The 22,608-nt window shown below is 64.4% G+C and carries 19 protein-coding genes; 16 read left to right on the plus strand and 3 right to left on the minus strand.

Annotated elements, in window-relative coordinates; genetic code table 11:
- The first annotated feature begins 202 nt into the window (after positions 1-202).
- The 6 genes from RBB46_RS06815 to RBB46_RS06840 all read left to right on the plus strand — a co-directional run bounded on the left by RBB46_RS06815 (position 203) and on the right by RBB46_RS06840 (position 5,917).
- On the plus strand, positions 203-763 hold the full coding sequence (locus tag RBB46_RS06815) for a F0F1 ATP synthase subunit delta (protein WP_306028145.1): 561 nt from the start codon (positions 203-205) through the stop codon (positions 761-763).
- Positions 763-2,292, plus strand: coding sequence for a F0F1 ATP synthase subunit alpha (atpA, locus tag RBB46_RS06820; RefSeq protein ID WP_306028146.1), 1,530 nt, complete (start codon positions 763-765; stop codon positions 2,290-2,292). The genes RBB46_RS06815 and atpA overlap by 1 nt, the downstream gene beginning before the upstream one ends.
- Positions 2,293-2,327: 35 nt before the next feature.
- Positions 2,328-3,197 (plus strand): F0F1 ATP synthase subunit gamma, encoded by an 870-nt coding sequence (locus tag RBB46_RS06825; RefSeq protein WP_306028147.1) that lies wholly within the window; start codon positions 2,328-2,330, stop codon positions 3,195-3,197.
- A gap of 24 nt (positions 3,198-3,221) precedes the next feature.
- Positions 3,222-4,661 carry a F0F1 ATP synthase subunit beta gene (gene atpD, locus RBB46_RS06830; RefSeq protein ID WP_306028148.1) on the plus strand — a complete coding sequence of 480 codons (1,440 nt, stop codon included), beginning with the start codon at positions 3,222-3,224 and terminating at the stop codon, positions 4,659-4,661.
- A 24-nt stretch (positions 4,662-4,685) separates the two neighbouring features.
- Entirely contained in the window at positions 4,686-5,093 is a 408-nt protein-coding gene (locus RBB46_RS06835) for a F0F1 ATP synthase subunit epsilon (RefSeq protein WP_306028149.1), read from the plus strand.
- A 230-nt stretch (positions 5,094-5,323) separates the two neighbouring features.
- Positions 5,324-5,917, plus strand: a complete 594-nt coding sequence (locus tag RBB46_RS06840) for an alpha-ketoglutarate-dependent dioxygenase AlkB (RefSeq protein ID WP_306028150.1) — start codon at positions 5,324-5,326, stop codon at positions 5,915-5,917.
- Positions 5,918-5,960: 43 nt separating this feature from the next.
- Here RBB46_RS06840 and RBB46_RS06845 read toward each other — a convergent pair whose 3' ends face one another.
- The gene (locus tag RBB46_RS06845; protein WP_306028151.1) at positions 5,961-7,571 is read right to left on the minus strand and encodes an MFS transporter; all 1,611 of its coding nucleotides are present in this window, start codon (positions 7,569-7,571) and stop codon (positions 5,961-5,963) included.
- 36 nt (positions 7,572-7,607) lie between these two features.
- Here RBB46_RS06845 and RBB46_RS06850 point away from each other — a divergent pair, with 36 nt between their 5' ends.
- Positions 7,608-8,465 (plus strand): helix-turn-helix transcriptional regulator, encoded by an 858-nt coding sequence (locus RBB46_RS06850; RefSeq protein ID WP_306028152.1) that lies wholly within the window; start codon positions 7,608-7,610, stop codon positions 8,463-8,465.
- A gap of 49 nt (positions 8,466-8,514) precedes the next feature.
- On the opposite strand, the gene ubiB is transcribed toward RBB46_RS06850, so the two are convergent.
- Together ubiB and ubiE are read right to left on the minus strand one after the other, a co-directional pair.
- Positions 8,515-10,083: a 2-polyprenylphenol 6-hydroxylase gene (gene ubiB / locus RBB46_RS06855; protein ID WP_306028153.1), complete on the minus strand. Its 1,569-nt coding sequence runs from the start codon at positions 10,081-10,083 to the stop codon at positions 8,515-8,517.
- A 7-nt stretch (positions 10,084-10,090) separates the two neighbouring features.
- Complete coding sequence (gene ubiE / locus RBB46_RS06860; RefSeq protein WP_306028154.1) at positions 10,091-10,888, minus strand: bifunctional demethylmenaquinone methyltransferase/2-methoxy-6-polyprenyl-1,4-benzoquinol methylase UbiE; 798 nt, start codon at positions 10,886-10,888, stop codon at positions 10,091-10,093.
- Positions 10,889-11,117: 229 nt separating this feature from the next.
- Here ubiE and mutM point away from each other — a divergent pair, with 229 nt between their 5' ends.
- The 9 genes from mutM to rpsL all read left to right on the plus strand — a co-directional run bounded on the left by mutM (position 11,118) and on the right by rpsL (position 22,495).
- Entirely contained in the window at positions 11,118-12,035 is a 918-nt protein-coding gene (gene mutM / locus RBB46_RS06865) for a bifunctional DNA-formamidopyrimidine glycosylase/DNA-(apurinic or apyrimidinic site) lyase (RefSeq protein WP_306028155.1), read from the plus strand.
- Between the two features lie 136 nt (positions 12,036-12,171).
- The gene (locus tag RBB46_RS06870; protein WP_306028156.1) at positions 12,172-12,945 is read left to right on the plus strand and encodes an enoyl-CoA hydratase; all 774 of its coding nucleotides are present in this window, start codon (positions 12,172-12,174) and stop codon (positions 12,943-12,945) included.
- A gap of 277 nt (positions 12,946-13,222) precedes the next feature.
- A complete protein-coding gene (rpsT, locus tag RBB46_RS06875; RefSeq protein WP_306028157.1) occupies positions 13,223-13,489 on the plus strand; it encodes a 30S ribosomal protein S20 in 267 nt (88 codons plus the stop codon).
- Positions 13,490-14,626: 1,137 nt separating this feature from the next.
- Positions 14,627-16,102 carry a chromosomal replication initiator protein DnaA gene (gene dnaA, locus RBB46_RS06880; RefSeq protein WP_306028158.1) on the plus strand — a complete coding sequence of 492 codons (1,476 nt, stop codon included), beginning with the start codon at positions 14,627-14,629 and terminating at the stop codon, positions 16,100-16,102.
- A 229-nt stretch (positions 16,103-16,331) separates the two neighbouring features.
- On the plus strand, positions 16,332-17,450 hold the full coding sequence (gene dnaN / locus RBB46_RS06885; RefSeq protein ID WP_306028159.1) for a DNA polymerase III subunit beta: 1,119 nt from the start codon (positions 16,332-16,334) through the stop codon (positions 17,448-17,450).
- Positions 17,451-17,538: 88 nt separating this feature from the next.
- Positions 17,539-18,678 carry a DNA replication/repair protein RecF gene (recF, locus tag RBB46_RS06890; RefSeq protein ID WP_306028160.1) on the plus strand — a complete coding sequence of 380 codons (1,140 nt, stop codon included), beginning with the start codon at positions 17,539-17,541 and terminating at the stop codon, positions 18,676-18,678.
- Positions 18,679-18,719: 41 nt separating this feature from the next.
- Positions 18,720-19,337: a LysE family translocator gene (locus RBB46_RS06895; protein ID WP_306028161.1), complete on the plus strand. Its 618-nt coding sequence runs from the start codon at positions 18,720-18,722 to the stop codon at positions 19,335-19,337.
- Positions 19,338-19,552: 215 nt separating this feature from the next.
- Positions 19,553-22,006, plus strand: coding sequence for a DNA topoisomerase (ATP-hydrolyzing) subunit B (gyrB, locus tag RBB46_RS06900; RefSeq protein WP_306028162.1), 2,454 nt, complete (start codon positions 19,553-19,555; stop codon positions 22,004-22,006).
- Positions 22,007-22,123: 117 nt separating this feature from the next.
- A complete protein-coding gene (rpsL, locus tag RBB46_RS06905; RefSeq protein ID WP_306028163.1) occupies positions 22,124-22,495 on the plus strand; it encodes a 30S ribosomal protein S12 in 372 nt (123 codons plus the stop codon).
- Positions 22,496-22,608 lie beyond the last annotated feature (113 nt).

Raw genomic sequence — 22,608 nt, forward strand, 5'->3', positions numbered from 1 at the left:
ACCTTTTTCGGACCGGATTGCGGCATTTGGACCCCGTGGCGATGTTGCCCCGGTGTGAAGCCTGTGCTAATCGAAGCGCGGTTTTGCGGGACAGGCGCTGACTGGCGTTTCCCGCTTCTGAGAAAGTTACGATTTTCCAAAGCCTTGCGATCAGCTCTGCTGGGCGCACCGGCTCAAACCTGCCTAAGAGAGCACGGACCCTGTGACCGACAACGTATCTCTCATTTCAGGTGTGGCTCACCGTTACGCAACGGCGCTGCTCGACTTGGCCGAGGAGCAGGGCTCCGTCGCCGAGGTCGAGACCGCGCTGAATGCGTTCGAGAAGCTGCTCCAGGACAGCGCCGACCTGCGTCGTCTCGTGACCAGCCCCGTGTTTTCCGCCGATGAACAGCTCAAGGCGCTGTCGGCGGTTCTCGACAAGGCGGGGCAGACGGGTCTAGCAGCCGGCTTCCTGAAGCTTGCGGCCAAGAACCGGCGCCTCTTTGCCGTTCCGGGCATGATCCAGGCGTTCCGCGCGGATCTCGCGCGCCGTCGTGGGGAAGTGCCGGCGGAGGTCGCCTCGGCGGCGCCGTTGTCGGACACCCAGCTTTCTGCCCTTGCCAAAGCGCTCGATGCGGCGACCGGCAAGAAGGTGGTGATTTCGTCGAAGGTCGATCCCGCGCTGATCGGCGGCCTTGTCGTCAAGGTCGGCAGCCGGATGATCGATACTTCGCTCAAGACCAAACTCAATTCCCTCAAGTTCGCGATGAAAGAGGTCGGCTGATGGATATTCGGGCAGCGGAAATCTCCGCCATCCTCAAGGACCAGATCAAGAATTTCGGCAAGGAAGCCGAAATTACGGAAGTTGGTCAGGTGCTCTCGGTGGGCGACGGTATCGCTCGCGTCTACGGTCTCGACCAGGTTCAGGCCGGCGAGATGGTCGAGTTCCCGGGCGGCATCAAGGGCATGGCGCTCAACCTTGAAACCGACAATGTCGGTATCGTGCTTTTCGGGTCCGATCGTGACATCAAGGAAGGCGACACGGTCAAGCGGACCGGCGCCATCGTGGAGATCCCGGTCGGCAAGGGCCTTCTCGGCCGCGTCGTCGATCCGCTCGGCCAGCCTCTCGACGGCAAGGGGCCGATCGAGGGCGCCGAGATGCGCCGCGTCGATGTCAAGGCACCTGGCATTCTGCCGCGCAAGGGCGTGCACGAGCCGATGTCGACCGGTCTCAAGGCCATCGATGCCCTGATCCCGGTCGGCCGTGGCCAGCGCGAGTTGGTAATCGGTGATCGCCAGACCGGCAAGACCGCCATCATTCTGGATACTTTCCTCAACCAGAAGCCGATGCACGCGACGGACAATGAGGGCGAGAAGCTCTATTGCATCTACGTCGCTGTTGGCCAGAAGCGCTCCACCGTCGCCCAGTTCGTGAAGCAGCTCGAGGAATCGGGCGCCTTGGAGTACTCGGTGATTGTCGCGGCCACCGCGTCGGATGCGGCGCCGCTGCAGTTCCTGGCGCCGTTCGCGGGCACTGCCATTGGCGAGTATTTCCGCGACAACGGCATGCATGCCGTGATCGGTTACGACGATCTGACCAAGCAGGCCGTGGCCTATCGCCAGATGTCGCTCCTTCTCCGCCGTCCGCCGGGGCGTGAAGCCTTCCCGGGCGACGTGTTCTACCTGCACTCTCGCCTGCTCGAGCGCTCGGCCAAGCTGAACGAGGCCAACGGGTCCGGTTCGCTGACCGCGCTGCCGGTCATCGAGACCCAGGGCAACGACGTTTCGGCCTTCATTCCGACCAACGTGATCTCGATCACCGATGGCCAGATCTTCCTTGAGACGGATCTGTTCTTCCAGGGCATCCGCCCGGCGGTGAACGTCGGTCTGTCGGTGTCGCGCGTGGGCTCGTCCGCCCAGATCAAGGCGATGAAGCAGGTTGCCGGCAAGATCAAGGGCGAGCTCGCCCAGTATCGCGAGATGGCGGCGTTCGCCCAGTTCGGTTCGGACCTCGATGCCACGACCCAGCGTCTGCTGAACCGTGGAGCGCGACTGACCGAGCTTCTGAAGCAGGGGCAGTTCCAGCCGCTGAAGACCCAGGAACAGGTCGCCGTGATCTATGCCGGCGTCAATGGTTACCTGGACAAGCTGCCGCTGGACAAGGTGAAGGCCTTCGAGGAAGGCCTGCTGCTCAACCTGCGCGGCGAACATGCCGACCTCCTAGATGCGATCTGGGAGAAGAAGGCGCTGGACGACGAGCTCGAAGGCCGCCTGAAGGCGGTTATCGAGACGTTCCTGAAGAACTTCGCCTGACGTGTGACTGACGGCAACCGGGACAAGGGGCGGCCATGCCGAGCCTGAAGGATTTACGAAACCGGATCGCCTCCGTGAAGGCGACGCAGAAGATCACCAAGGCCATGCAGATGGTGGCCGCGGCGAAACTGCGTCGTGCGCAGGAGGCGGCCGAGGCCGCGCGGCCCTATGCGGAACGCATGGAAGCAGTGCTGGCCAATCTTGCCAGCGCCTTCGAGGGACGCGACGACGCACCGCAGCTCCTTGCCGGTACCGGCAAGGACGATGTGCATCTGCTTCTCGTCGCCACCGCCGAGCGCGGTCTATGCGGCGGCTTCAACTCCTCGATCGCCAAGCTGGCGCGCGAGCGGGCGAAGTCGCTGATCGCGCAGGGCAAGACGGTCAAGATCGTCTGTGTCGGCAAGAAGGGCTTCGATTCCTTGAAGCGCGACATGGGCGCTCACATCGTCAAGACGATCGAGCTTCGCCACGTCAAGCGGGTCGCCTTCGAGAACGCGGACGAGATCGGCGATCTCGTCCGGCAAATGTTCGAAGAAGGCGAGTTCGACGTCTGCACGCTCTTTTATGCCCGGTTCCAGTCCGTGATCAGCCAGGTGCCGACGGCACAGCAGCTCATCCCGGCGATATTCGGCGAGGCAGCGGAGCTTGACGCGGTCTACGAGTACGAGCCCGACGAGGCGGAGATTCTCGAGGATCTCCTCCCGCGCAACATCTCGGTACAGATCTTCCGGGGTCTTCTCGAGAATGCGGCTTCCGAGCAGGGCGCGCGCATGAGCGCGATGGACAACGCCACACGCAACGCTGGTGACATGATCAACAAGCTGACGCTCAACTACAACCGTCAGCGGCAGGCTCAGATCACCAAGGAGCTGATCGAAATCATCTCGGGCGCCGAGGCGCTCTGACCGGATCGAGACGAGGATAGCAATATGGCTGACAAAGCAGTCGGGCGGATCACTCAGGTCATCGGTGCCGTGGTCGACGTCAAGTTCGACGACCACCTGCCGCCGATTCTCAACGCCCTTGAGACCGACAACAATGGCAACCGCCTCGTGCTTGAGGTGGCCCAGCATCTTGGCGAACACACGGTTCGCACCATCGCCATGGACGCGACCGAGGGTCTCGTGCGCGGACAGGAAGTGGTCGACACCAGCGAGCCGATCTCGGTTCCGGTCGGTGCGGGCACGCTCGGCCGCATCATGAACGTCATCGGCGAGCCGGTCGACGAGGCCGGTCCGATCGTTCACGAGACCAGGCGCGGTATCCACCAGGAAGCCCCGAGCTTTACCGAGCAGTCCACCGACGCGGAAATCCTGGTGACGGGCATCAAGGTCGTCGACCTGCTCGCGCCTTACTCCAAGGGTGGCAAGATCGGCCTGTTCGGCGGTGCCGGCGTCGGCAAGACCGTGCTCATCATGGAGCTGATCAACAACATCGCCAAGGCGCATGGCGGCTACTCCGTCTTCGCCGGCGTCGGCGAGCGGACCCGCGAGGGCAACGATCTCTATTGGGAGATGATCGAGTCCAACGTGAACCGTGACCCGAAAGAGCATGACGGCTCGACCGAAGGCTCCAAATGCGCGCTGGTCTACGGCCAGATGAACGAGCCCCCGGGCGCTCGTGCCCGCGTGGCGCTGACGGGCCTCACCGTCGCCGAGCATTTCCGTGACGAAGGCCAGGACGTGCTGTTCTTCGTCGACAACATCTTCCGCTTCACCCAGGCGGGTTCGGAAGTGTCGGCGCTTCTCGGCCGTATTCCCTCGGCCGTGGGCTACCAGCCGACGCTGGGTACCGACATGGGTGCGATGCAGGAACGCATCACCACCACGACGAAGGGCTCGATCACCTCGGTGCAGGCCGTCTACGTGCCGGCCGACGATCTGACCGATCCGGCGCCGGCCTCGACCTTCGCTCACCTCGACGCGACGACGGTTCTGAACCGGTCGATCGCCGAAAAGGGCATCTACCCGGCCGTTGATCCGCTCGACTCCACGTCGCGTATCCTTGATCCGCGGATCATCGGTGACGAGCACTATGAGACGGCCCGTGCCGTGCAGGCGACCCTGCAGCGCTACAAGGCGCTTCAGGACATCATCGCCATTCTCGGCATGGACGAGCTCTCGGAAGAAGACAAGCTCACGGTGGCACGCGCCCGCAAGATCGAGCGCTTCCTGTCCCAGCCGTTCTTCGTCGCCGAGATCTTCACCGGTTCGCCGGGCAAGCTTGTCGCGCTCGAGGACACGATCAAGGGCTTCAAGGGTCTGGTGGAAGGTCAGTACGACCATCTCCCGGAGGCCGCCTTCTACATGGTCGGCTCGATCGATGAGGCGATCGAGAAGGCTCAGCGCCTGGCCGCCGAAGCCGCGTAACGAGACAGGGATCAGAGGCACGACATGGCAGGAGCATTCCAGTTCGAGCTCGTCTCTCCGGAGCGACTTCTTCTGTCCGAAGAGGCGACGATGGTCGTGGTGCCGGGGGCAGAGGGCGAATTCGGCATCATGGCCGGCCATGCTCCGATGATGTCCACCCTGCGACCGGGCGTCCTCAGGGTGTCCGGTGCAGCCGGCGACGATCAGGCCTATTATGTGCGTGGCGGGTTCGCCGAAGCCGGTCCCAAGGGACTGACGGTTCTTGCCGAGCACGCAATCGCGCTCAATGACCTCAACGCCGATGATCTGGCGCGCCAGATCAAGGAGGCCGAAGAGGACGTGACGGATGCCGACGATGATGCCACGCGCGAGAAGGCGGCGGTGCATCTCGCCCAGCTCCGCGATGTTCAGGCGGCGCTCGCTGCGGCCTGACCCTTGCGAGGGCCAATCTTCGGCTTGCGGATATCAGGGGCGCCCTACCGGGCGCCCCTTTTTTGTCCAGACCTGGCCAAACGGAAGCCACGCGGTCCCGATTGAAAGCGGATGCGAAAACGGGTGGACATCGCTCGCATGCATCCCGCATCGTTCAGTCAATGAGCAACGCCGCATCATCCGCATTCGCCTCCTCCACTGGTCGCCCCGCGGCGCCGGAGGGATTTCGCGTGCTTCCCGGCCGGCTCGACCGTGCGGCGCAGGAAAGCCTCCTGGGGGAAGTTCGCGCGGTCGTCGCGGAGGCTCCGCTGTTCACACCGGAAATGCCGCGCAGCGGTAAACCGTTCTCCGTCCGGATGACGAATTGCGGACCGTTGGGTTGGGTGTCGGACCGTGGCGGCTACCGCTATCAGGCGACACACCCGGTGAAGGGCACACCCTGGCCGGCCATGCCGCAAAGCCTGCTGGCACTGTGGCGCGAGCTTGCGCCCGATGCGCCGGATCCCGAGGCCTGCCTCGTGAACTTCTATGCGCCGGGCGCACGGCTTGGCCTGCACCAGGACCGGGACGAGGAAACGTTCGACGCGCCGGTCGTCTCGGTCTCGCTCGGAGCGACCGGCCTGTTCCGTATCGGGGGGCTGGCGCGACGAGATCCCACTCGCTCGTTGCGTCTTGCATCGGGCGATGTTGTCATGCTCGCCGGCACGGCCCGGCTGGCCTATCACGGCATCGACCGGATCCTGCCGGGGACTTCGACGCTGCTGCGCGATGACGGCCGTATCAACCTGACGCTGCGCCGGGTGACCTCGCTTTCCGCGTCCTGATCCCCGCCTCTCGGCGGCAGTGCGGTACGCGACCCGCGTTCCTTCATCGCTGATCAGGAGAGCCGCCCAGCACCCTTGCGCAGACGAGAACGAGTATCGCGGCACCGACGGCCGCTCCCGCGGCGGAGACGCTCATTCCGCAGGTGAACGCGGTTCTTGCCTCATCAACGAGGTCCGTCGACATCGCCGGTGTCGCCGCTGTTGCCGCCCACAGGCTCTCCGTCAAGGCGGCTGAGAGGTCCCGCGGAAAGGTGTCCGGCATGCGTGCGAGGATCTCGTGGCGGTAGACCGCGGTCGTCAAGCTGCCGAAGAGCGCCACGCCGACAGCAAGGCCAAGCTCCTGCACGGTTTCGGTCATGGCCGAGGCCGATCCGGCCTTCTCCCGCGGCGCGGCGCTGACCACCAGATCGGTGCCGAGCGCGGCGATCGTGCCCAGTCCGAGATAGATCAGGGCGTAGCCGCTCAGGACCAGCGCAAGACCCGGGACCCAGGCGACGAAGGCGACCAGCAGGTACCCGACCGCCGAGGATGCCAGCGCTCCGGCCATTACATAGCCGGGGCGTATATGACGCGCCAACAGAGGCGCACCAACGCCGGCCGCGATCATCAACAGGGCAGGCGGTCCCATCCAAAGTCCGGCCGTGACCGGGGCAAGGCCCAGGACCAGTTGCAGATACTGTGTGACCAGCAGCATCGCCCCACCAACGCCAACCAGCCCAAACAGCAGGACGGCCAGCGCGGCGGTGAAGCTTCTATTGCCGAACAGGCGGATGTCGAGCAGGGGGTCGGTCAGGTTGCGCTGACGCTTGGCGAAGATCAGGCCAAACCCGAGCCCGGCCGCCAGGATCAAAAGAGAAAACGACGACAAGCCCGTTTCGGCGCTTTTCTTGACGAAGAACACAATCGGAAGAATCGCGGCCAGGGACAGTGCCACGCTGGTCGGATCGAGCCGCCCGCGCGTCGGTGCCCGGTACTCGGGCAACAGAAAAGGCGCGGCCATCAGCACGATCGCGACGATCGGCACGGCGACGAGAAACGCCGCCCCCCACCAGAACTGTTGCAGAAGTGCGCCGCCGACGAGCGGGCCAACGGCCATGCCTAGGCCGAACATTGTGGCCCATATCCCGAATGCCAGGCCCCGCTGCCCTGCATCGCGAAACATGTTGCTGATCAGCGCGAGCGTCGATGGCATCAGGGTCGCGCCGGCCACGCCGAGCGCTGCACGGGCGGCAATCAGGATGTTGGCTGACGGCGAGAATGCGGCCAGAACGGAGGCAAGGCCAAAGGCGAGGGCTCCGATCATCAGCAGCCGTCGCCGCCCGATCCGGTCGCCCAACGAGCCCATTGTGATCAGCAGCCCCGCGATCATGAAGCCGTAGGCGTCCATGATCCACAGGGCCTGGGTGGTGCTGGGCTGGAGATCCTCGGCCAGCGCCGGCAGGGCGAGATAGAGCAACGTGACATCCAGCCCGAGCAGCGCGGTCGGCAGAGCGAGCACCGCAAGGCCGCCCCATTCCCTGGCCCCGGCCCGCCTGGGGATGCGGTGGTTCGTGACGGGCTGATTTGACGTTCGAGGGCGATCCTGATCGGTGTCGGTTGACATGCTGCCTCCTTGTGTTGGCAGCACATATGCCCCAATTTGATAGAGGTACAATTTTGCAGTTTATTCTATTACTAAAGGTAACACGACATGCCGCCTCGATCCCTTGAACGCAGTCGCACGGATCTTGCCGACTTCCTGCGCCAGCGCCGGGAACGGCTGCTACCCGCCGATCTCGGCCTGCCGCCGGGAAAACGCAGGCGAACGCCGGGCCTGCGCCGCGAGGAGGTTGCCGTCCTGGCTGGCGTCGGTCTCACCTGGTACACATGGCTTGAGCAGGGGCGGGACATCGGCGTATCCGAGGATTTTCTCCTGAGACTGGCCAAGGTTCTGAAACTGGACGATGCCGACTGTGGTCATCTGTTCATGCTGGCGCATGGCCGCCCGCCGCGTGCCGAAGCCTATCGCTGGCCGGGGATTCGTCCGCGTGTGCAGCAATTGATGGACGAGATGGCGGATCGGCCGTCCTGTGTTCTCAATCTGCGCTGGGACATCATCGCCTGGAATGACGAGGCTGACCGGCTGTTCGGCCTTGCTCGCCGGGACCCGGCGGGCCGCAACATGCTTCGAATGACGTTTGCGGATCCGGAGTTTCGCCGCCGTCTTCCCTCATGGCACGACGAAGCGCCGGGTCTTGTCGAAGCCCTGCGGCGCGACTTTGCCCTGGTGGCCGAAGACGCCGGCATGCGCGAATTCGTGGATGACCTTGCCCGGGTCTCCCCCGACTTTCGGAAATGGTGGGGCAAGGCGCAGGATTGCCCGGCCTGCCGCGGGCCTGCGACCATCCTCGACAATGGCCGCGAACGACGGTTCGACCAGGAAGTGCTGATCGTCGACGAGTACCGGCATCTGCGCATGGTCGTTTATTTCGAAACGGATGGGACCGAAAATCTAACGGCAGGCCGGGGCGGTCCACCGGAACGCCCGCGTTCCGGGTTTTCGGGGTAGGGCCGATCCGGGACCCTTCAGTTTGGCGGGCCGCAGACTCGCTCGCGTCCTATCCCAGGACCGCGATGGCCAACAGCGCCGCTATCACCCACAGGGCCAGTCTGCCCGAACGCGTGTATCGCGCCTCCGCCCGCCCGATTGCCTCGGCAGTGGCCGCGTCAAAGCGCAGGCCCTTTTCGGTCATGGCCTCGAGCTCGGCGGAAAGGCGGGTGGCCCGGTCGGCAAGCAGCGGCAGGTCGGCTGCCAGCCGTCCGAGGGCGGCAAGGCCTGTTGCGGCATCCTGCAGGCGGCCGGCGGGACCCAGGTTCCGCTCGATCCAGCCGCGCACGACCGGCTCGGCCGTATGCCACATGTCGAGATGCGGGTTGAGCGTGCGCGCCACGCCCTCGACCACGACCATGGTCTTTTGCAGCATGATCAGCTGCGTCTGCGTCCGCATGTTGAAGAGTTCCGTGACCTCCAGCAGCTGCGTCAGAAGGCGTGCCATGGAGATTTCCGAGGCGTCGTGGCCGTGGATCGGCTCGCCGATGGCACGGATCGCCTGCGCGAACACATCCACGTCCTGATCGGCGGGAACGTAGCCGGCCTCGAAGTGAACCTCGGCCACGCGCCGGTAGTCGCGTGTGATGAAGCCGAACAGAATCTCCGCCAGGAAGCGGCGCTCGGCCCGGCCAAGACGTCCGGTGATGCCGAAATCGACGGCAACCAGCGTGCCGTCCGGCTCCAGGAACAGGTTTCCCTGGTGCATGTCTGCGTGGAAGAAGCCGTCCCTGACCGCGTGACGCAGGAAGGACTGGATGATGTTGGCGCCGATCGCCGGCAGGTCGTGGCCATCGGCCGCAATCCCGGCCACGTCGGAGAGCTTGCGGCCAGAAATCCATTCCATCGTCAGCACGGCCTTGGCGGTGCGGGGCCAATCGACAGCCGGCACACGGAAGCCCGGATCGTCCTGGGTGTTCTCGCCCATTTCCGAAAGCGCTGCGGCCTCGAGACGGAAGTCCATCTCCAGTTCGACGGAACGCGCCAGTGTGTCGACAACGGCGACCGGCCGAAGGCGACGGGAGGGCGGATGCAGCCGCTCGATCAGCCGTGCGATCAGGTAGTAGCTCTTGAGATCCCGCCGGAACCGTTCGGCGACACCCGGGCGCAGCACCTTGACCGCGACCTTGCGCCGGGTTCCGTCCGCGGCCTCGATTTCGGCCGGGTGAACCTGTGCGATTGACGCCGCGGCGACCGGCGGCTCGAAGCTTGCATAGATTTCCTCGACCGGGCGACCGAGCTGCTCGCGCACCACACGGCGGGCCTCGTCCATGCCGAAGGGAGGGATCTGGTCCTGCAGAGCCGTCAGGTCCGATGCGATGTCGCGGCCGACAACATCCGGGCGGGTGGCAAGGAACTGTCCGAGTTTCACGTAGGACGGGCCAAGCCGGACCAGGGCATCGGACAGCCGCTTGTCCGCGGCCTTGTGGCGGACGGAGCGGCGCTCCAGCACGCGCACGATCCGCAGGGCGATTCTCTGCGCCGGCGGGAGGTCGGGCAGATCGACAATGCCGAAGACGCCTTCGCGGGCCATGACGAAACCGGCGCGGGCAAGGCGGATAAGGGATCCGACGGGCATCGGCGCCTCAGATCGCCCAGCCGGAATGCAGGCAGGCGATGCCGCCGGAATAGTTCCGGTGGTCGACGCGCGAGAAACCGGCTTCGCGTATCATGTCGGCAAAACGCTCCTGATTGGGAAACTTGCGGATCGACTCCACCAGATAGCGATAGGGTTCTCCATCGCCGGTGACGAGCCGGCCCATGGCGGGAATGGCGTTGAAGGAGAAGGCGTCATAGATCCGGTCCAGGCCGGCGACGTCGACCTGGCTGAACTCCAGGCACAGGAAGCGACCGCCGCGCTTGAGCACGCGACGCGCCTCGGTCAGCGCCTTGTCGATGCGGGGCACGTTGCGGATGCCGAAGGCGATCGTGTAGGCATCGAAGGACCGGTCGGGAAACGGAAGGTCCTCGGCATTGCCCTCCACGAAGCGCAAGCGATCCGAAAGCCCCGCCTTTTCGGCGCGCGTCTGCCCCACCTGAAGCATCGAACCGTTGATGTCGCAAACGACGGCGTTCGTCTGTGCCCCGCCGCGCGTGACGATGCGGGTCGCGACATCGCCGGTGCCGCCGGCGACGTCCAGCACGCGAAAGGCGCGCGTGTTCGAGCGTGGCGGCGCAAGGCTGGAGACCATCGCGTCCTTCCACAGGCGGTGCAGCCCGCCCGACATGAGGTCGTTCATCAGGTCGTAGCGGTTGGCGACCTGGTGAAACACGTCATTCACGAGGGGTTGTTTTTCACCGTTCTCGACCGTGCGGAAGCCGAAGCTTGTCGCCATTTCCGGGCCGTGGGTACGCGCCCGGTCGCTGTCCATGCGTCCCGACATCTGCCTCTCCGTGCGGTTCGTTTTCGCTTGCTGAGGCTTGGCTTACAGCATTTCCGGAGAGAGGTCACGGGCGCGGATCGGCGCAGGTCCGGTTCGTGTGGTCGCAGGTTCGAAAAGGTCGCCGACCACGATCACTTCCCTCCGAATTGCCGGATGGCGGCAGCATGTCGATTGACGCCGCCTGCCGTTGCCTGCAAGCAGGGTCCGGACAGGTCAACTGGAGCCAGAGATGCCGGAACTTCCCGAGGTAGAAACCGTTCGGCGCGGCCTTGCGCCGGTCATGGAGGGAGCGGTCATCCGCGACGTCATGCTGCGGCGTGCGGATCTCCGCTTTCCGTTCCCGGAGGATTTCAGCTCGCGGATTGCCGGCCGCAGGGTTGTCGCGATGGGGCGGCGGGCAAAATACCTGCTTGCCGATCTCGAGGGCGGCATGGTCGTCGTGATGCATCTGGGCATGTCCGGCGCCTTTCGCATCGAGCGGGTCGTGGAGGGTGGAGACAAGCCGTCCCCAGCGACGATTGCAGGCGAGATGTTCCGCTATCCGCGGTCCGAAAACCGCACGCATGACCATGTCGTGTTCAGCCTCGACGAGGCCGTGGGCACCAACATGCGGATTGTCTATAACGACCCGCGCCGCTTCGGCTTCATGACGCTTGTCCCGCGTGATGCGCTCGACCAGCATCCCTATTTTGTCAATCTGGGACTGGAACCGACGGGCAATGCGCTTGATGCGGCGCATCTCGCCTCGGTGCTTCAGGGCAAGATTGCCCCCCTGAAGGCTGCGCTTCTCGATCAGCGCAATATTGCCGGTCTCGGCAACATCTATGTCTGTGAGGCCTTGCACCGGGCCGGTTTGTCGCCGCGTCGCGCGTCCGGCACGCTGGTGACCGGGCAGGGGCGTCCCGGCGCGGGTGCGGTCCGGCTGGCCACGTCGATCAGGGAGGTGATCGATGCGGCCATTGCCGCCGGCGGCTCGACCCTGCGGGACCATCGTCAGGCGGACGGGGAACTCGGCTATTTCCAGCACTCCTTCCTTGTCTACGGGCGCGAGGGCGAGGCCTGCCCGCGATCGGGCTGCCGGGGAACGGTCGCGCGTATCACCCAGTCGGGACGTTCGACCTTCTTCTGCCCGCAGTGCCAGCGCTAGACTACGCCGCGGCATGCCGGCCGAGGACCGGTGCGCTGCGGGGTTTGCCCGGTTGCGGCCGATGGCCGCTTCGGCTACCCCTTGAGCCGCGAAGACGGCGCCGCCCTCCGGCGCTGCTCCATCTCCGGGAGGTCCCATGGGATACGAGAATATTCGGGTCGAGAAGCGCGGGCGCGTAGCGCTTGTCACGCTCAACCGGCCGAAGGCGTTGAACGCCCTGAATTCCGAGCTGATTGCCGAGCTCAATGCCGCCCTGGCGCTGTTTGAAAGCGACGACAAGGTGGGCTGCGTGGTGCTTACCGGATCGGAAAAGGCCTTCGCTGCAGGCGCCGACATCAAGGAGATGAGTTCTCTTTCCTTCGTCGAGGCCTACAAGACCGATTTCATCACCTCCTGGGATCAGGTCTCCCGTTTCCGCAAGCCGATCATCGCCGCGGTCGCCGGCTATGCGCTTGGCGGCGGGTGCGAACTGGCGATGATGTGCGACTTCATTCTCGCTGCCGACAATGCCAAGTTCGGTCAGCCCGAGATCACCCTTGGGGTGATGCCCGGCGCCGGGGGCACCCAGCGACTGACCCGTTTCGTGGGCAAGTCCAAGGCCATGGAAATGTGCCTGACGGGCCGCATGATGGATGCCGAAGAGGCGGAGCGTTCCGGGCTTGCCAGTCGGGTGGTGCCGCTCTCCGATCTTGTCGACGAGGCCTTGAAGGTCGCGGAGAAGATTGCCGACTTCTCCCTGCCCATCGCCATGATGACCAAGGAAAGCGTCAATCGCGCCTACGAGACGACGCTCGCCGAAGGCGTGCGCTTCGAGCGTCGGCTGTTCCACTCCATGTTTGCGACTGACGACCAGACCGAAGGCATGGCCGCTTTCGTCGAGAAGCGTGCGCCGCAGTTCAGGAACAGCTAGCGCCGTTTCCGGATCGGGGGGCACTTGGATGCCCGTTGCAGCCGGTGCGTGGGGTCTATGATCCGTCGCACCATGCCGCCCCCGTGCGGCTGGGAGCCATTCCGAGCCACTTTGCCTCGAAGATTGCGAGTTTCGCGTTGACGGGGCGCGGCCGGCAGCCTATAACCCAGCCGACCGGTGGCGGCTCGTTCCGCCGCCGCTTTCGTTTGACCGGGGTGACATCTGGCGCCTCGATCGCGACGAGCCAGAATGATCACGTAACGCATCAGGACAAAATATGGCCAACACCCCTTCGGCCAAGAAGGCGGCGCGCAAGATTGAGCGCCGCACGGCCATCAACAAGGCCCGCCGCAGCCGAGTGCGGTCGCACCTGCGCAAGGTCGAGGAAGCGATTGCTTCCGGCGATCAGGCGGCGGCGAACCAGGCGCTCCAGGCGGCCCAGCCCGAACTCATGCGGGCGGTAACCAAGGGCGTTGTTCATCGCAATACGGCGTCGCGGAAGATTTCTCGCCTGAGCGCGCGGATCAAGTCGCTCGGCGCGTAGGTTTTCTACCCCGTCTGAACATTTGAAACCCGGCCTTTTGGTCGGGTTTTTCTTTTGCCGGCACACATCCGTCAGATTGCCAACCGCCTAACCAACCCGCGCGATTCGAGTGTTGCGAAGGATAAAAGGCTTGGCAGAGATATTTCTGTTTTTACAATGACTTAAAGTGATGTTGTTGAGCGTTCTTCGGATCGCGGTCGCTTTGCAGGCTGTCAAGATTGAAGCTGATAATTTTTTTTTAGTGCACAGCAAATTGGGTTTCCGACTGCTCGCCAGGGCAAAAACACGTTGAGTCAAAACGCGTTCTTTTTTGCTTTCCCGGCGTCACCTTCGGTTGGCCGGTGCCGGCCCGCCCGGTGCGTTGTCGAATTGGCTCGAGACGCTGTTGCGGGCCTGATGGGCGCTGTGTATGGTTTGTCTATCGGGCACTCGCCCGGTCAAATCTTACAAGAAACGCGACGGGGGCCTCTCGGAGAGCAATGATATATTTGCGTCTGAAATATACATTGAGCGAATGGCATTGTCTCTCCTTGCGAATGTTCGAAGATGCTCGCTCTGGTGTGGCGTCTAGTCTGTAGTAAACCAACTGTCGCGTTAGAAAATCCCGAAATCGCAATGTTCTGGCTTGCTGATACTTTCGGCAGGGCGCTTTGTTTTTGTTCGCCGCCAGACGTCTGCGTGGGAATTGATGCCGAAAGGGACTTGCGGAGACAACCGGAAGTCATGTGTGGCGGAACCTGACGACAGGACGTCGCACCGCAGCAAAGACTGGAAAGAGGGGCTTGACGATGAGTGCTCAATCGACTTTCTGTGCCGCTCCGATGGAGCGGCCCTGCAGGGGGCCGGTAACCTGATTTCTGCGTGTCGCCGGCGAGCGTTCCCGACCGGTGGTTTCCTTGGATCACGCGTAACATCCGCGCCTGCCAGATAAGAGGGGCGCCCGTGCCGGAACCGGCGTGCGGCGCAGCTTGGACAGCTTGGCGCGAAACATGGCACCGGGGCGAGCATCGCTTTCTCCGGCAGGGATACGTCGCGCTTGCGACAACCGAAAACAAGCCGATTGCGGCGAAAACAGACAAAGATCAACGGGCTCTGCGGCGGCGGAGCATCCCGTTGGCGATATTTGGAGGCGTTACCATGAACTTGCAGGAACTGCCGGCATCCGAAGCCGCAGGGATCGATCATTGGACACGCGTGAAGAAGCGCCTGCGCGCGGAGCTGGGCGAGGACGTCTTCTCAAGCTGGTTCGCACGGGTGGATCTTGAGGATCATTCGGACGGCACGGTTCGCCTGTCGGTCCCCACGCGCTTTCTCAAGCAGTGGATTCAGTCGCACTATCGCGAGCGCCTCATGGGGCTTTGGAAGCACGAGTGCGAGGATGTCCATCGCATCGAGCTGACCGTGCGCGGCGCGGTCCGGGCCCGTCCGGCGGCAGTCGCAGCAGCGCGCGCGCTTCCCTCCTCTCCGCGTTCCGCCCAGCCGGTCAAGGTGGTCGACAACACGTTCGGCGGCGGCAACGGAGGGGCGGCAAGCGTGGGCTCGGCGTCACCGGCCGCATCGCGTGGGGGCACCGACAGCCTCGAGGGCGCCGCGCTCGACCCGAAATACACGTTCGATTCCTTCGTCGAGGGCGAGTCCAACGCGCTCGCACTGGCCGCCGCCCGGCAGGTCGCGACGGCGGCCTCCGTCACTTTCAACCCGCTCTACATCCACGCCTCCGTCGGGCTTGGAAAGACCCATCTGATGCAGGCGGTGGCCTCGGCCGCGCGGGCGAGCGGCAAGCGGGTCCTGTACCTGACGGCCGAGCATTTCATGTATCGTTTCGTGGCGGCGCTGAAGGCGCAGTCGGCGCTTGCCTTCAAGGACACGCTCCGGACCATCGACCTGCTGTTGATCGACGACATGCAGTTCCTTCACGGCAAGCAGGTCCAGCAGGAATTCTGCCACACGCTCAATGCGCTGATCGACGGCGCACGGCAGGTGGTGGTTGCCGCCGACCGGCCGCCGGCGGATCTGGAGACGCTCGACGACCGCATGCGCTCGCGCCTTGCCGGCGGGCTTGTCGTTGCCATTTCCGAGCCGGACTTCGGCCTGCGTCGGGCAATCCTGAGCGGCCGGATCGAAACCGTGCGCCGGGCGCATCCGAGTTTCTCGATCCCCGAGGGCGTGCTGGACTATGTTGCGCGGCATGTCGGCAATTCCGGTCGCGACCTGGAAGGGGCGCTCAACCGGTTGATCGCCCACAACCAGCTGACCAACCATCCGGTGACGCAGGAAATGGCCGAAGCCACCCTGCGGGACCTGGTTCGCAACACCGAGCCGCGGCGGGTCAAGATCGAAGAGATCCAGCGCATCGTCTCCAAGCACTACAATGTCTCCAAGGCGGATCTGCTGTCCGCCCGGCGCACGCGCACGATCGTGCGTCCGCGCCAGATTGCTATGTATCTGGCCAAGATGATGACGCCACGCTCGCTGCCGGAGATCGGCCGCCGGTTTGGCAATCGCGACCACACCACGGTTCTTCATGCGGTGCGCAAGATCGAGGATCTGGCCCGCTCTGACACGGCTCTTGCCCAGGAGCTGGACCTGCTGAGGCGGATGCTTGACGCCTGACGAGGCCCGGTTTCGGTGACGTCCGGTTTGCAGTGGCGCGAGCACGTGTTCGCGCCACTGCCTTGCCGGCTTGTCCCCCGCCCGCCGGCGTCGCTTGCACGGATTGCTACCGACCTCCAGAGGCTTGCATTTCGCAGCGCAACGGGGCAGTGTCGACGCCCATTTGACCGTTGCGGCTTCCGCGCGGACGACCTCTCGACACCCACGCTTTTCGACAACGGACGACGCAATGAAAGTGACACTCGAGCGGACTGATCTTCTGAAGTCCCTGACCCATGTTCATCGTGTCGTCGAACGCCGCAACACCATTCCGATCCTGTCGAATGTGCTGCTGCGGTGTGAGGACGGCCAACTGCTCCTCAAGGCAACGGATCTCGATCTGGAAATCTCGGAGCGCATCACGGCGCTGGTCGAGCAGCCGGGCGCGACGACGGTGCCTGCGCATATGATCTACGACATCGTGCGCAAGCTGCCGGAGGGTGCCCAGGTGGCGCTTGAGACCTCCCCGGACAACGCGACGCTGGAAATTCGGGCGGGCCGCTCGCGCTTTGCCCTGCAGATGCTGCCGGAAGCCGACTTTCCGGATATCACTGCAGGCGAATTCACTCACTCCTTCACGCTCGCTTCCCGCGATCTGCGCACGATCATCGATGCGACCCAGTTCGCCATCTCCACCGAGGAGACGCGCTACTACCTGAACGGCATCTATGTGCACGCGGTGGCGGCCGAGGCCGGCGAGCGGCTGCGCGGTGTCGCGACCGACGGGCATCGCCTGGCGCGGGCGGAGATCCCGGCGCCTGCCGGTGCGACCGGCATGCCGGGCATCATCGTGCCGCGCAAGACGGTAGGCGAGATCCAGAAGCTTCTGGAGGCGCCGGATGCTGAGGCGCTGATCGAGATTTCCGAGACCAAGATCCGCATCACCACCGGGGATGTCGTGCTGACGTCGAAGCTGATCGACGGCACCTTCCCCGACTACGGCCGGGTCATCCCGCAGAACAACGACAAGGAAATGCTTGTCGAGCGGGACGAGTTCAAGGCCGCGGTCGATCGTGTCTCGACGATCTCCTCGGAGCGCGGCCGGGCGGTGAAACTTGCCATCTCGGAAGGACGGATGATCCTCACGGTCGTCAATCCGGACAGCGGCTCGGCCACCGAGGAACTGGCCATCGACTATGACAGCGATCCGCTCGAGATCGGGTTCAATTCGCGTTACCTGCTTGAGATCGCCGGACAGCTTCGCGGTGATACTGCCTCCTTCCGTTTTGCCGATGCCGGCGCGCCGACGCTGATCCAGGACAAGGGCGTGGAAGACGCGCTCTATGTCCTGATGCCGATGCGCGTCTAGGCGTCAAACGCCTTCCGGGACCGCCTTGCAGGCGGTCTCGCCCCACGGATACCCGCGGCAGGGACACACGGTTCAAGGTGGATGCGGAATGGGCGAACCGATCCAGGTTGCTCTCCGCAGCCTCAGCCTGACAGATTTCCGAAACTACACGCAGGTGTCCGTCTCGCTCGGCGCGCGCCTTGTCGCGCTGGTCGGCGACAACGGGGCCGGCAAGACGAACCTGCTGGAGGCGGTTTCCCAGCTGACGGCTGGGCGCGGCCTGCGTCGGGCGCAACTCGATGACATTCGCCGCAAGGATGCGGATACCGGTTGGTCCGTCGCGGCACGGCTGGACGGGCCGTTCGGGGAGACGCGGATCGGTGTGGGGCATGCGCCGGGGGCGCCTGGCCGCCGGATCCGGATCGACGGCGCCGATGCCAGGTCGTCCGAGCAATTGCTGGAACACATGCGGGTCCTGTGGCTGTTGCCGGCCATGGACGGGCTGTTCACCGGCCCTGCCGGCGATCGCAGGCGGTTTCTGGACCGATTGGTGCTTGCCGTCGACCCGGGCCACGGACGCCGTGTCGCGGATCTGGAAAAGACGCTGCGGGCGCGCAACCGGGTGCTCGACGAGGGTGGTACGCCGGCATTTCTGGATGCGGTCGAGGCGCAGCTCGCCCCGCTGGCGGTTGCGGTGAGTTGCGCGCGCAAGGAGACGGTTGCCCTCCTGCAGGCGAGAATCCGGGCGCAGGACGATCTCGGCCTGCCGTTTCCCCGTGCCGGTATCGCCCTTGTCGGTGACTTCGAGGCAGAGGCCGACGGGCAATCTGCCTCGGAGCTGGAAGACTGGTACCGCGACCTGCTGGTTGCGATGCGCGGCCGGGACCGGGCGGCAGGGCGCACGCTGTCCGGCCCGCATCGCAGCGATCTGGAGGTGCGGCATCTTGCCAAGGACATGCCAGCCGCCCTGGCGTCGACGGGGGAGCAGAAGGCGCTTCTGATCGGCCTCGTCCTGGCCCATGCGGAGGTTACGGCGGTGACCGCCGGAATGACACCGGTCCTGCTTCTCGACGAGGTGGCGGCCCATCTAGATCCCGGCCGTCGCAAGGCCTTGTTCGCCAGGCTTGCCGATCTCGGACTGCAGGTCCTGATGACGGGAACGGACGCCCGGCTTTTCGCGGATCTTCCGCCGGAAAGCCTCATCCTGAAGGTCGCAAGTTCGGGTATAAGTCCCTATATAGAGGGGTGAGCTGAAAGCTCCCCACCGTTCAGTTCGGGAAACGTCTCTCAATGGAAGTCTCCGCGCTTGTCGTGTTCGCCGCTGCCTTGTTCGTGGCGGCGGCAATTCCCGGTCCGGGCATCGCCGCGATTGTTGCCCGTGTGCTGGCGCGCGGTCGTGAAGGCGCCGCCGCCTTCTGCTTCGGCATCGCGCTCGGCGACGTCATCTGGCTCGGGTTCGCGGTTGCCGGCCTTGCCGTTCTGGCAAAGACGTTTGGCGCCGTATTCCTCATGATCAAGTATCTGGGTGCGGCCTATCTCGCCTACCTTGCCTGGAAGATGTGGACCGCTCCCGCCGATGCAGGGATGGCGAAGGTTCGCGTGTCGCGGCAGGAGAGCCCTTTCCGTCTCGCGCTCACCGGACTGGCGCTGACGCTCGGCAATCCCAAGACGATGGTCTTCTACCTGGCGCTCCTGCCAAACATCATCGCCCTCGAAACGGTCACGGTGCTCGGCTATCTTGAGCTTTCGCTCGTGACCCTGGTGGTGCTGGCGGTGGTGCTCGGCGGCTACTGTCTGCTCGCCGAGCGTGCGCGGGTGATGATCACCAGCCCGGGTTCGGTGCGGCTTCTCAACAGGGTTGCAGGCTCGGTGATGGCCGGTGCCGCTGTCGCGGTGGCGACGCGGTAGTCGTCGCATCGTAGTCGGGGCGTGGTGGCTCGTTGATATTGCAAGGAAAACTTGCGGCCTTCGGCGGCATGACAAGAACGACGCAACGCGGCGGGTCCGATCCGGTTTTTTGCCCCGGTTTGGCTTGAGGAAACGGCGCCCGCGGCTTGGTTGAACCCATGCTTCAACCCCGTATAACTGTCTGACAGACACGACCAGGTGAGCAACTGATTCGAATGACCGATACCCCGACGACCGGCGAACCCGATCCGCAAATTTCCGCTGATGCCGACGAGTACGGTGCCGGCTCCATCAAGGTCCTCAAGGGCCTCGATGCCGTGCGCAAGCGCCCGGGCATGTATATCGGCGATACCGATGACGGCTCGGGTCTTCACCACATGGTCTACGAGGTGGTCGACAATGCCATCGACGAGGCACTTGCCGGCCACGCCGACCGGGTGACCGTCACCCTCAACGCCGAGGGGTCGGTCACCGTGACCGACAACGGGCGCGGCATTCCCACGGACCTGCATCCGGAAGAGGGCGTCTCGGCCGCCGAGGTCATCATGACCCAGCTGCATGCCGGCGGTAAGTTCGACCAGAACTCATACAAGGTGTCGGGCGGCCTGCACGGTGTCGGCGTTTCCGTCGTGAATGCGCTGTCGACCTGGCTTGATCTGCGAATCTGGCGCAACGGCAACGAACACCGCATGCGGTTCCGCGACGGCGACGCCGAGGCGCCGCTGACAGTGGTCGGCCCCGGCGAGGGACGCAAGGGCACGGAAGTGACCTTCATGCCGTCGCCGGCGACCTTCACGCGGATCGAGTTCGATTTCGCCACCCTGGAACACCGGCTGCGGGAGCTTGCCTTCCTGAACTCCGGCGTGCGCATCCTCCTGACGGACCGACGCGGCGTGGAGGAAAACGCCGTCGAACTGTTCTACGAAGGCGGGCTGGAAGCTTTTGTCCGCTATCTCGACCGGGCCAAGCACCCGTTGATCGAGGCGCCGATCGTGATGCGGGCCGAAAGGGACGGCATCACCGTGGAGGCGGCGATGTGGTGGAACGACAGCTACCACGAGCATGTCCTGTGCTTTACCAACAACATTCCCCAGCGTGACGGCGGCACCCATCTTGCCGGCTTCCGTGCGGCCCTGACCCGGCAGATGACGGGTTATGCCGAACAATCGGGACTTTTGAAGCGGGAGAAGGTCTCGCTGACCGGCGACGATTGCCGCGAGGGGCTGACTTGCGTCCTCTCCGTCAAGGTGCCGGACCCGAAATTCTCGTCGCAGACCAAGGACAAGCTCGTGTCCTCCGAGGTCCGCCCCGTGGTCGAGAACGTGATCAACGCGACCTTGTCGACCTGGCTTGAGGAGAACCCGGCGCCGGCCCGCACCCTGGTTTCGAAGGTGGTGGAGGCGGCCAGCGCCCGCGAGGCGGCACGCAAGGCGCGCGAATTGACGCGGCGCAAGGGAGCCCTCGATATCGCCTCCCTGCCCGGCAAGCTTGCCGATTGCCAGGAACGCGATCCGGCCAAGGCCGAACTTTTCCTGGTCGAGGGCGACTCGGCCGGCGGCTCGGCCAAGCAGGGCCGCAGCCGCGAGAACCAGGCGATCCTTCCGCTGCGCGGCAAGATCCTCAATGTCGAGCGGGCCCGTTTCGACAAGATGCTGTCTTCCAACGAGATCGGCACGCTGATCACCGCTCTGGGCACCGGTATCGGAAAGGAGGAGTTCAACCTCGAAAAGCTCCGGTACCACAAGATCATCATCATGACGGACGCCGACGTCGACGGTGCCCATATCCGCACGCTGCTGCTGACCTTCTTCTTCCGGCAGATGCAGGACCTGATCGAGCGTGGTCACATCTACATCGCCCAGCCGCCGCTCTACAAGGTGAAGCGGGGCAATTCGGAGCAGTACCTGAAGGATCAGGAAGCGCTTGAAAACTATCTCATCGACACCGGGCTCGAGGATTGCTCGCTGACACTTGCCGACGGCGAGGTCCGTGCGGGCAAGGACCTGCGCGATGTCGTCGAAAAGGCGCGCGCCGTCGCCCATATCCTGGACGGTCTGCATTCGCGCTACGACCGGGATGTGGTCGAGCAGGCAACCATTGCCGGCGCGCTTGATGCCGATGTTCACCACGATGCCGACAAGGCTGGTGAGGCCGCGGCCTATATCGCCCGGCGTCTCGACATTCTGGCCGATGAGTTCGAGCGTGGCTGGGAAGGGCGGGTGCTCGACAACGGCGACCTCGTCTTCGAGCGCGTGGTTCGCGGTGTGAAGGAGGCCGCCACCATCGATGCGGCGCTTCTGGGAGCCGCCGACGCACGCAAGCTGCACGCCCGGGCCGGGCATCTGCAGGAGGTCTATGGCAAGGCCGCGACCCTTTACAGAAGAGGCACGGAGACGGCGATCCGCGGGCCGCGGGCCCTTCTGGATTCAGTGTTCGCGCAAGGCCGCAAGGGAATATCCCTGCAGCGCTACAAGGGTCTGGGCGAGATGAATGCCGAGCAGCTCTGGGAAACGACGCTCGACCCCAACGCGCGCTCCCTGCTGCAGGTGAAGGTGCGCGAGGCCGATGCCGCAGATGACATTTTCACCAAGCTGATGGGTGACGACGTCGACCCGCGTCGTGCTTTCATCCAGGAGAACGCGCTCGCCGTCGCCAATCTCGACGTGTGATCGACGAACCCGGTCGCGGAAATCGCCGCGAACGGGGATTCTTTCTTTGACAAAGCCGGCCGCCCCCCCTATAGGAAGCGGCCAAGACATTCCTCAAAAACAAGCTGCAAACCACCTATGCCGACAATCAACCAGTTGGTTCGTCAGAACCGCAAGCCGACCGTCAAGAAGTCCAAGACCCCTGCGCTGGGCGGAAACCCGCAGAAGCGCGCCGTCTGCACGCGTGTCTATACGACGACGCCGCGTAAGCCGAACTCGGCGCTTCGTAAGGTTGCCCGCGTGCGCATGACGAACGGCAATGAAGTCACGGCCTATATCCCGGGCGAAGGCCACAACCTGCAGGAGCACTCGGTCGTGCTCGTGCGTGGTGGCGGCCCGAACGATCTTCCCGGTGTGCGCTACCGCGTGATCCGCGGTGTGCTTGACACCCAGGGCGTCAAGGATCGTAAGAAGCGTCGTTCGCTCTACGGTTCGAAGCGTCCCAAGTAAGATCTCGAGACGCCGGCCGCGACAAGCGCAGCCAGTGGACGGATTTCCGAGACCTCCCGAAGCCTTTTCGGGAGGTTTTCGCGTTTGCGGCACCGTGATCCTGTAGCTGCCGC

This window comes from Stappia sp. MMSF_3263 (assembly GCF_030733745.1).
GTDB lineage: Bacteria > Pseudomonadota > Alphaproteobacteria > Rhizobiales > Stappiaceae > Stappia.

Excerpts from the sequence above, each read along its gene's own strand:
- atpA (WP_306028146.1), top strand. The coding sequence starts at position 763 with ATGGATATTCGGGCAGCGGAAATCTCCGCCATCCTCAAGGACCAGATC.
- RBB46_RS06825 (WP_306028147.1), top strand. The coding sequence starts at position 2,328 with ATGCCGAGCCTGAAGGATTTACGAAACCGGATCGCCTCCGTGAAGGCG.
- atpD (WP_306028148.1), top strand. The coding sequence starts at position 3,222 with ATGGCTGACAAAGCAGTCGGGCGGATCACTCAGGTCATCGGTGCCGTG.
- RBB46_RS06835 (WP_306028149.1), top strand. The coding sequence starts at position 4,686 with ATGGCAGGAGCATTCCAGTTCGAGCTCGTCTCTCCGGAGCGACTTCTT.
- RBB46_RS06850 (WP_306028152.1), top strand. The coding sequence starts at position 7,608 with ATGCCGCCTCGATCCCTTGAACGCAGTCGCACGGATCTTGCCGACTTC.
- ubiB (WP_306028153.1), bottom strand. The coding sequence starts at position 10,083 with ATGCCCGTCGGATCCCTTATCCGCCTTGCCCGCGCCGGTTTCGTCATG.
- ubiE (WP_306028154.1), bottom strand. The coding sequence starts at position 10,888 with ATGTCGGGACGCATGGACAGCGACCGGGCGCGTACCCACGGCCCGGAA.
- mutM (WP_306028155.1), top strand. The coding sequence starts at position 11,118 with ATGCCGGAACTTCCCGAGGTAGAAACCGTTCGGCGCGGCCTTGCGCCG.
- RBB46_RS06870 (WP_306028156.1), top strand. The coding sequence starts at position 12,172 with ATGGGATACGAGAATATTCGGGTCGAGAAGCGCGGGCGCGTAGCGCTT.
- rpsT (WP_306028157.1), top strand. The coding sequence starts at position 13,223 with ATGGCCAACACCCCTTCGGCCAAGAAGGCGGCGCGCAAGATTGAGCGC.
- dnaA (WP_306028158.1), top strand. The coding sequence starts at position 14,627 with ATGAACTTGCAGGAACTGCCGGCATCCGAAGCCGCAGGGATCGATCAT.
- dnaN (WP_306028159.1), top strand. The coding sequence starts at position 16,332 with ATGAAAGTGACACTCGAGCGGACTGATCTTCTGAAGTCCCTGACCCAT.
- recF (WP_306028160.1), top strand. The coding sequence starts at position 17,539 with ATGGGCGAACCGATCCAGGTTGCTCTCCGCAGCCTCAGCCTGACAGAT.
- RBB46_RS06895 (WP_306028161.1), top strand. The coding sequence starts at position 18,720 with ATGGAAGTCTCCGCGCTTGTCGTGTTCGCCGCTGCCTTGTTCGTGGCG.
- gyrB (WP_306028162.1), top strand. The coding sequence starts at position 19,553 with ATGACCGATACCCCGACGACCGGCGAACCCGATCCGCAAATTTCCGCT.
- rpsL (WP_306028163.1), top strand. The coding sequence starts at position 22,124 with ATGCCGACAATCAACCAGTTGGTTCGTCAGAACCGCAAGCCGACCGTC.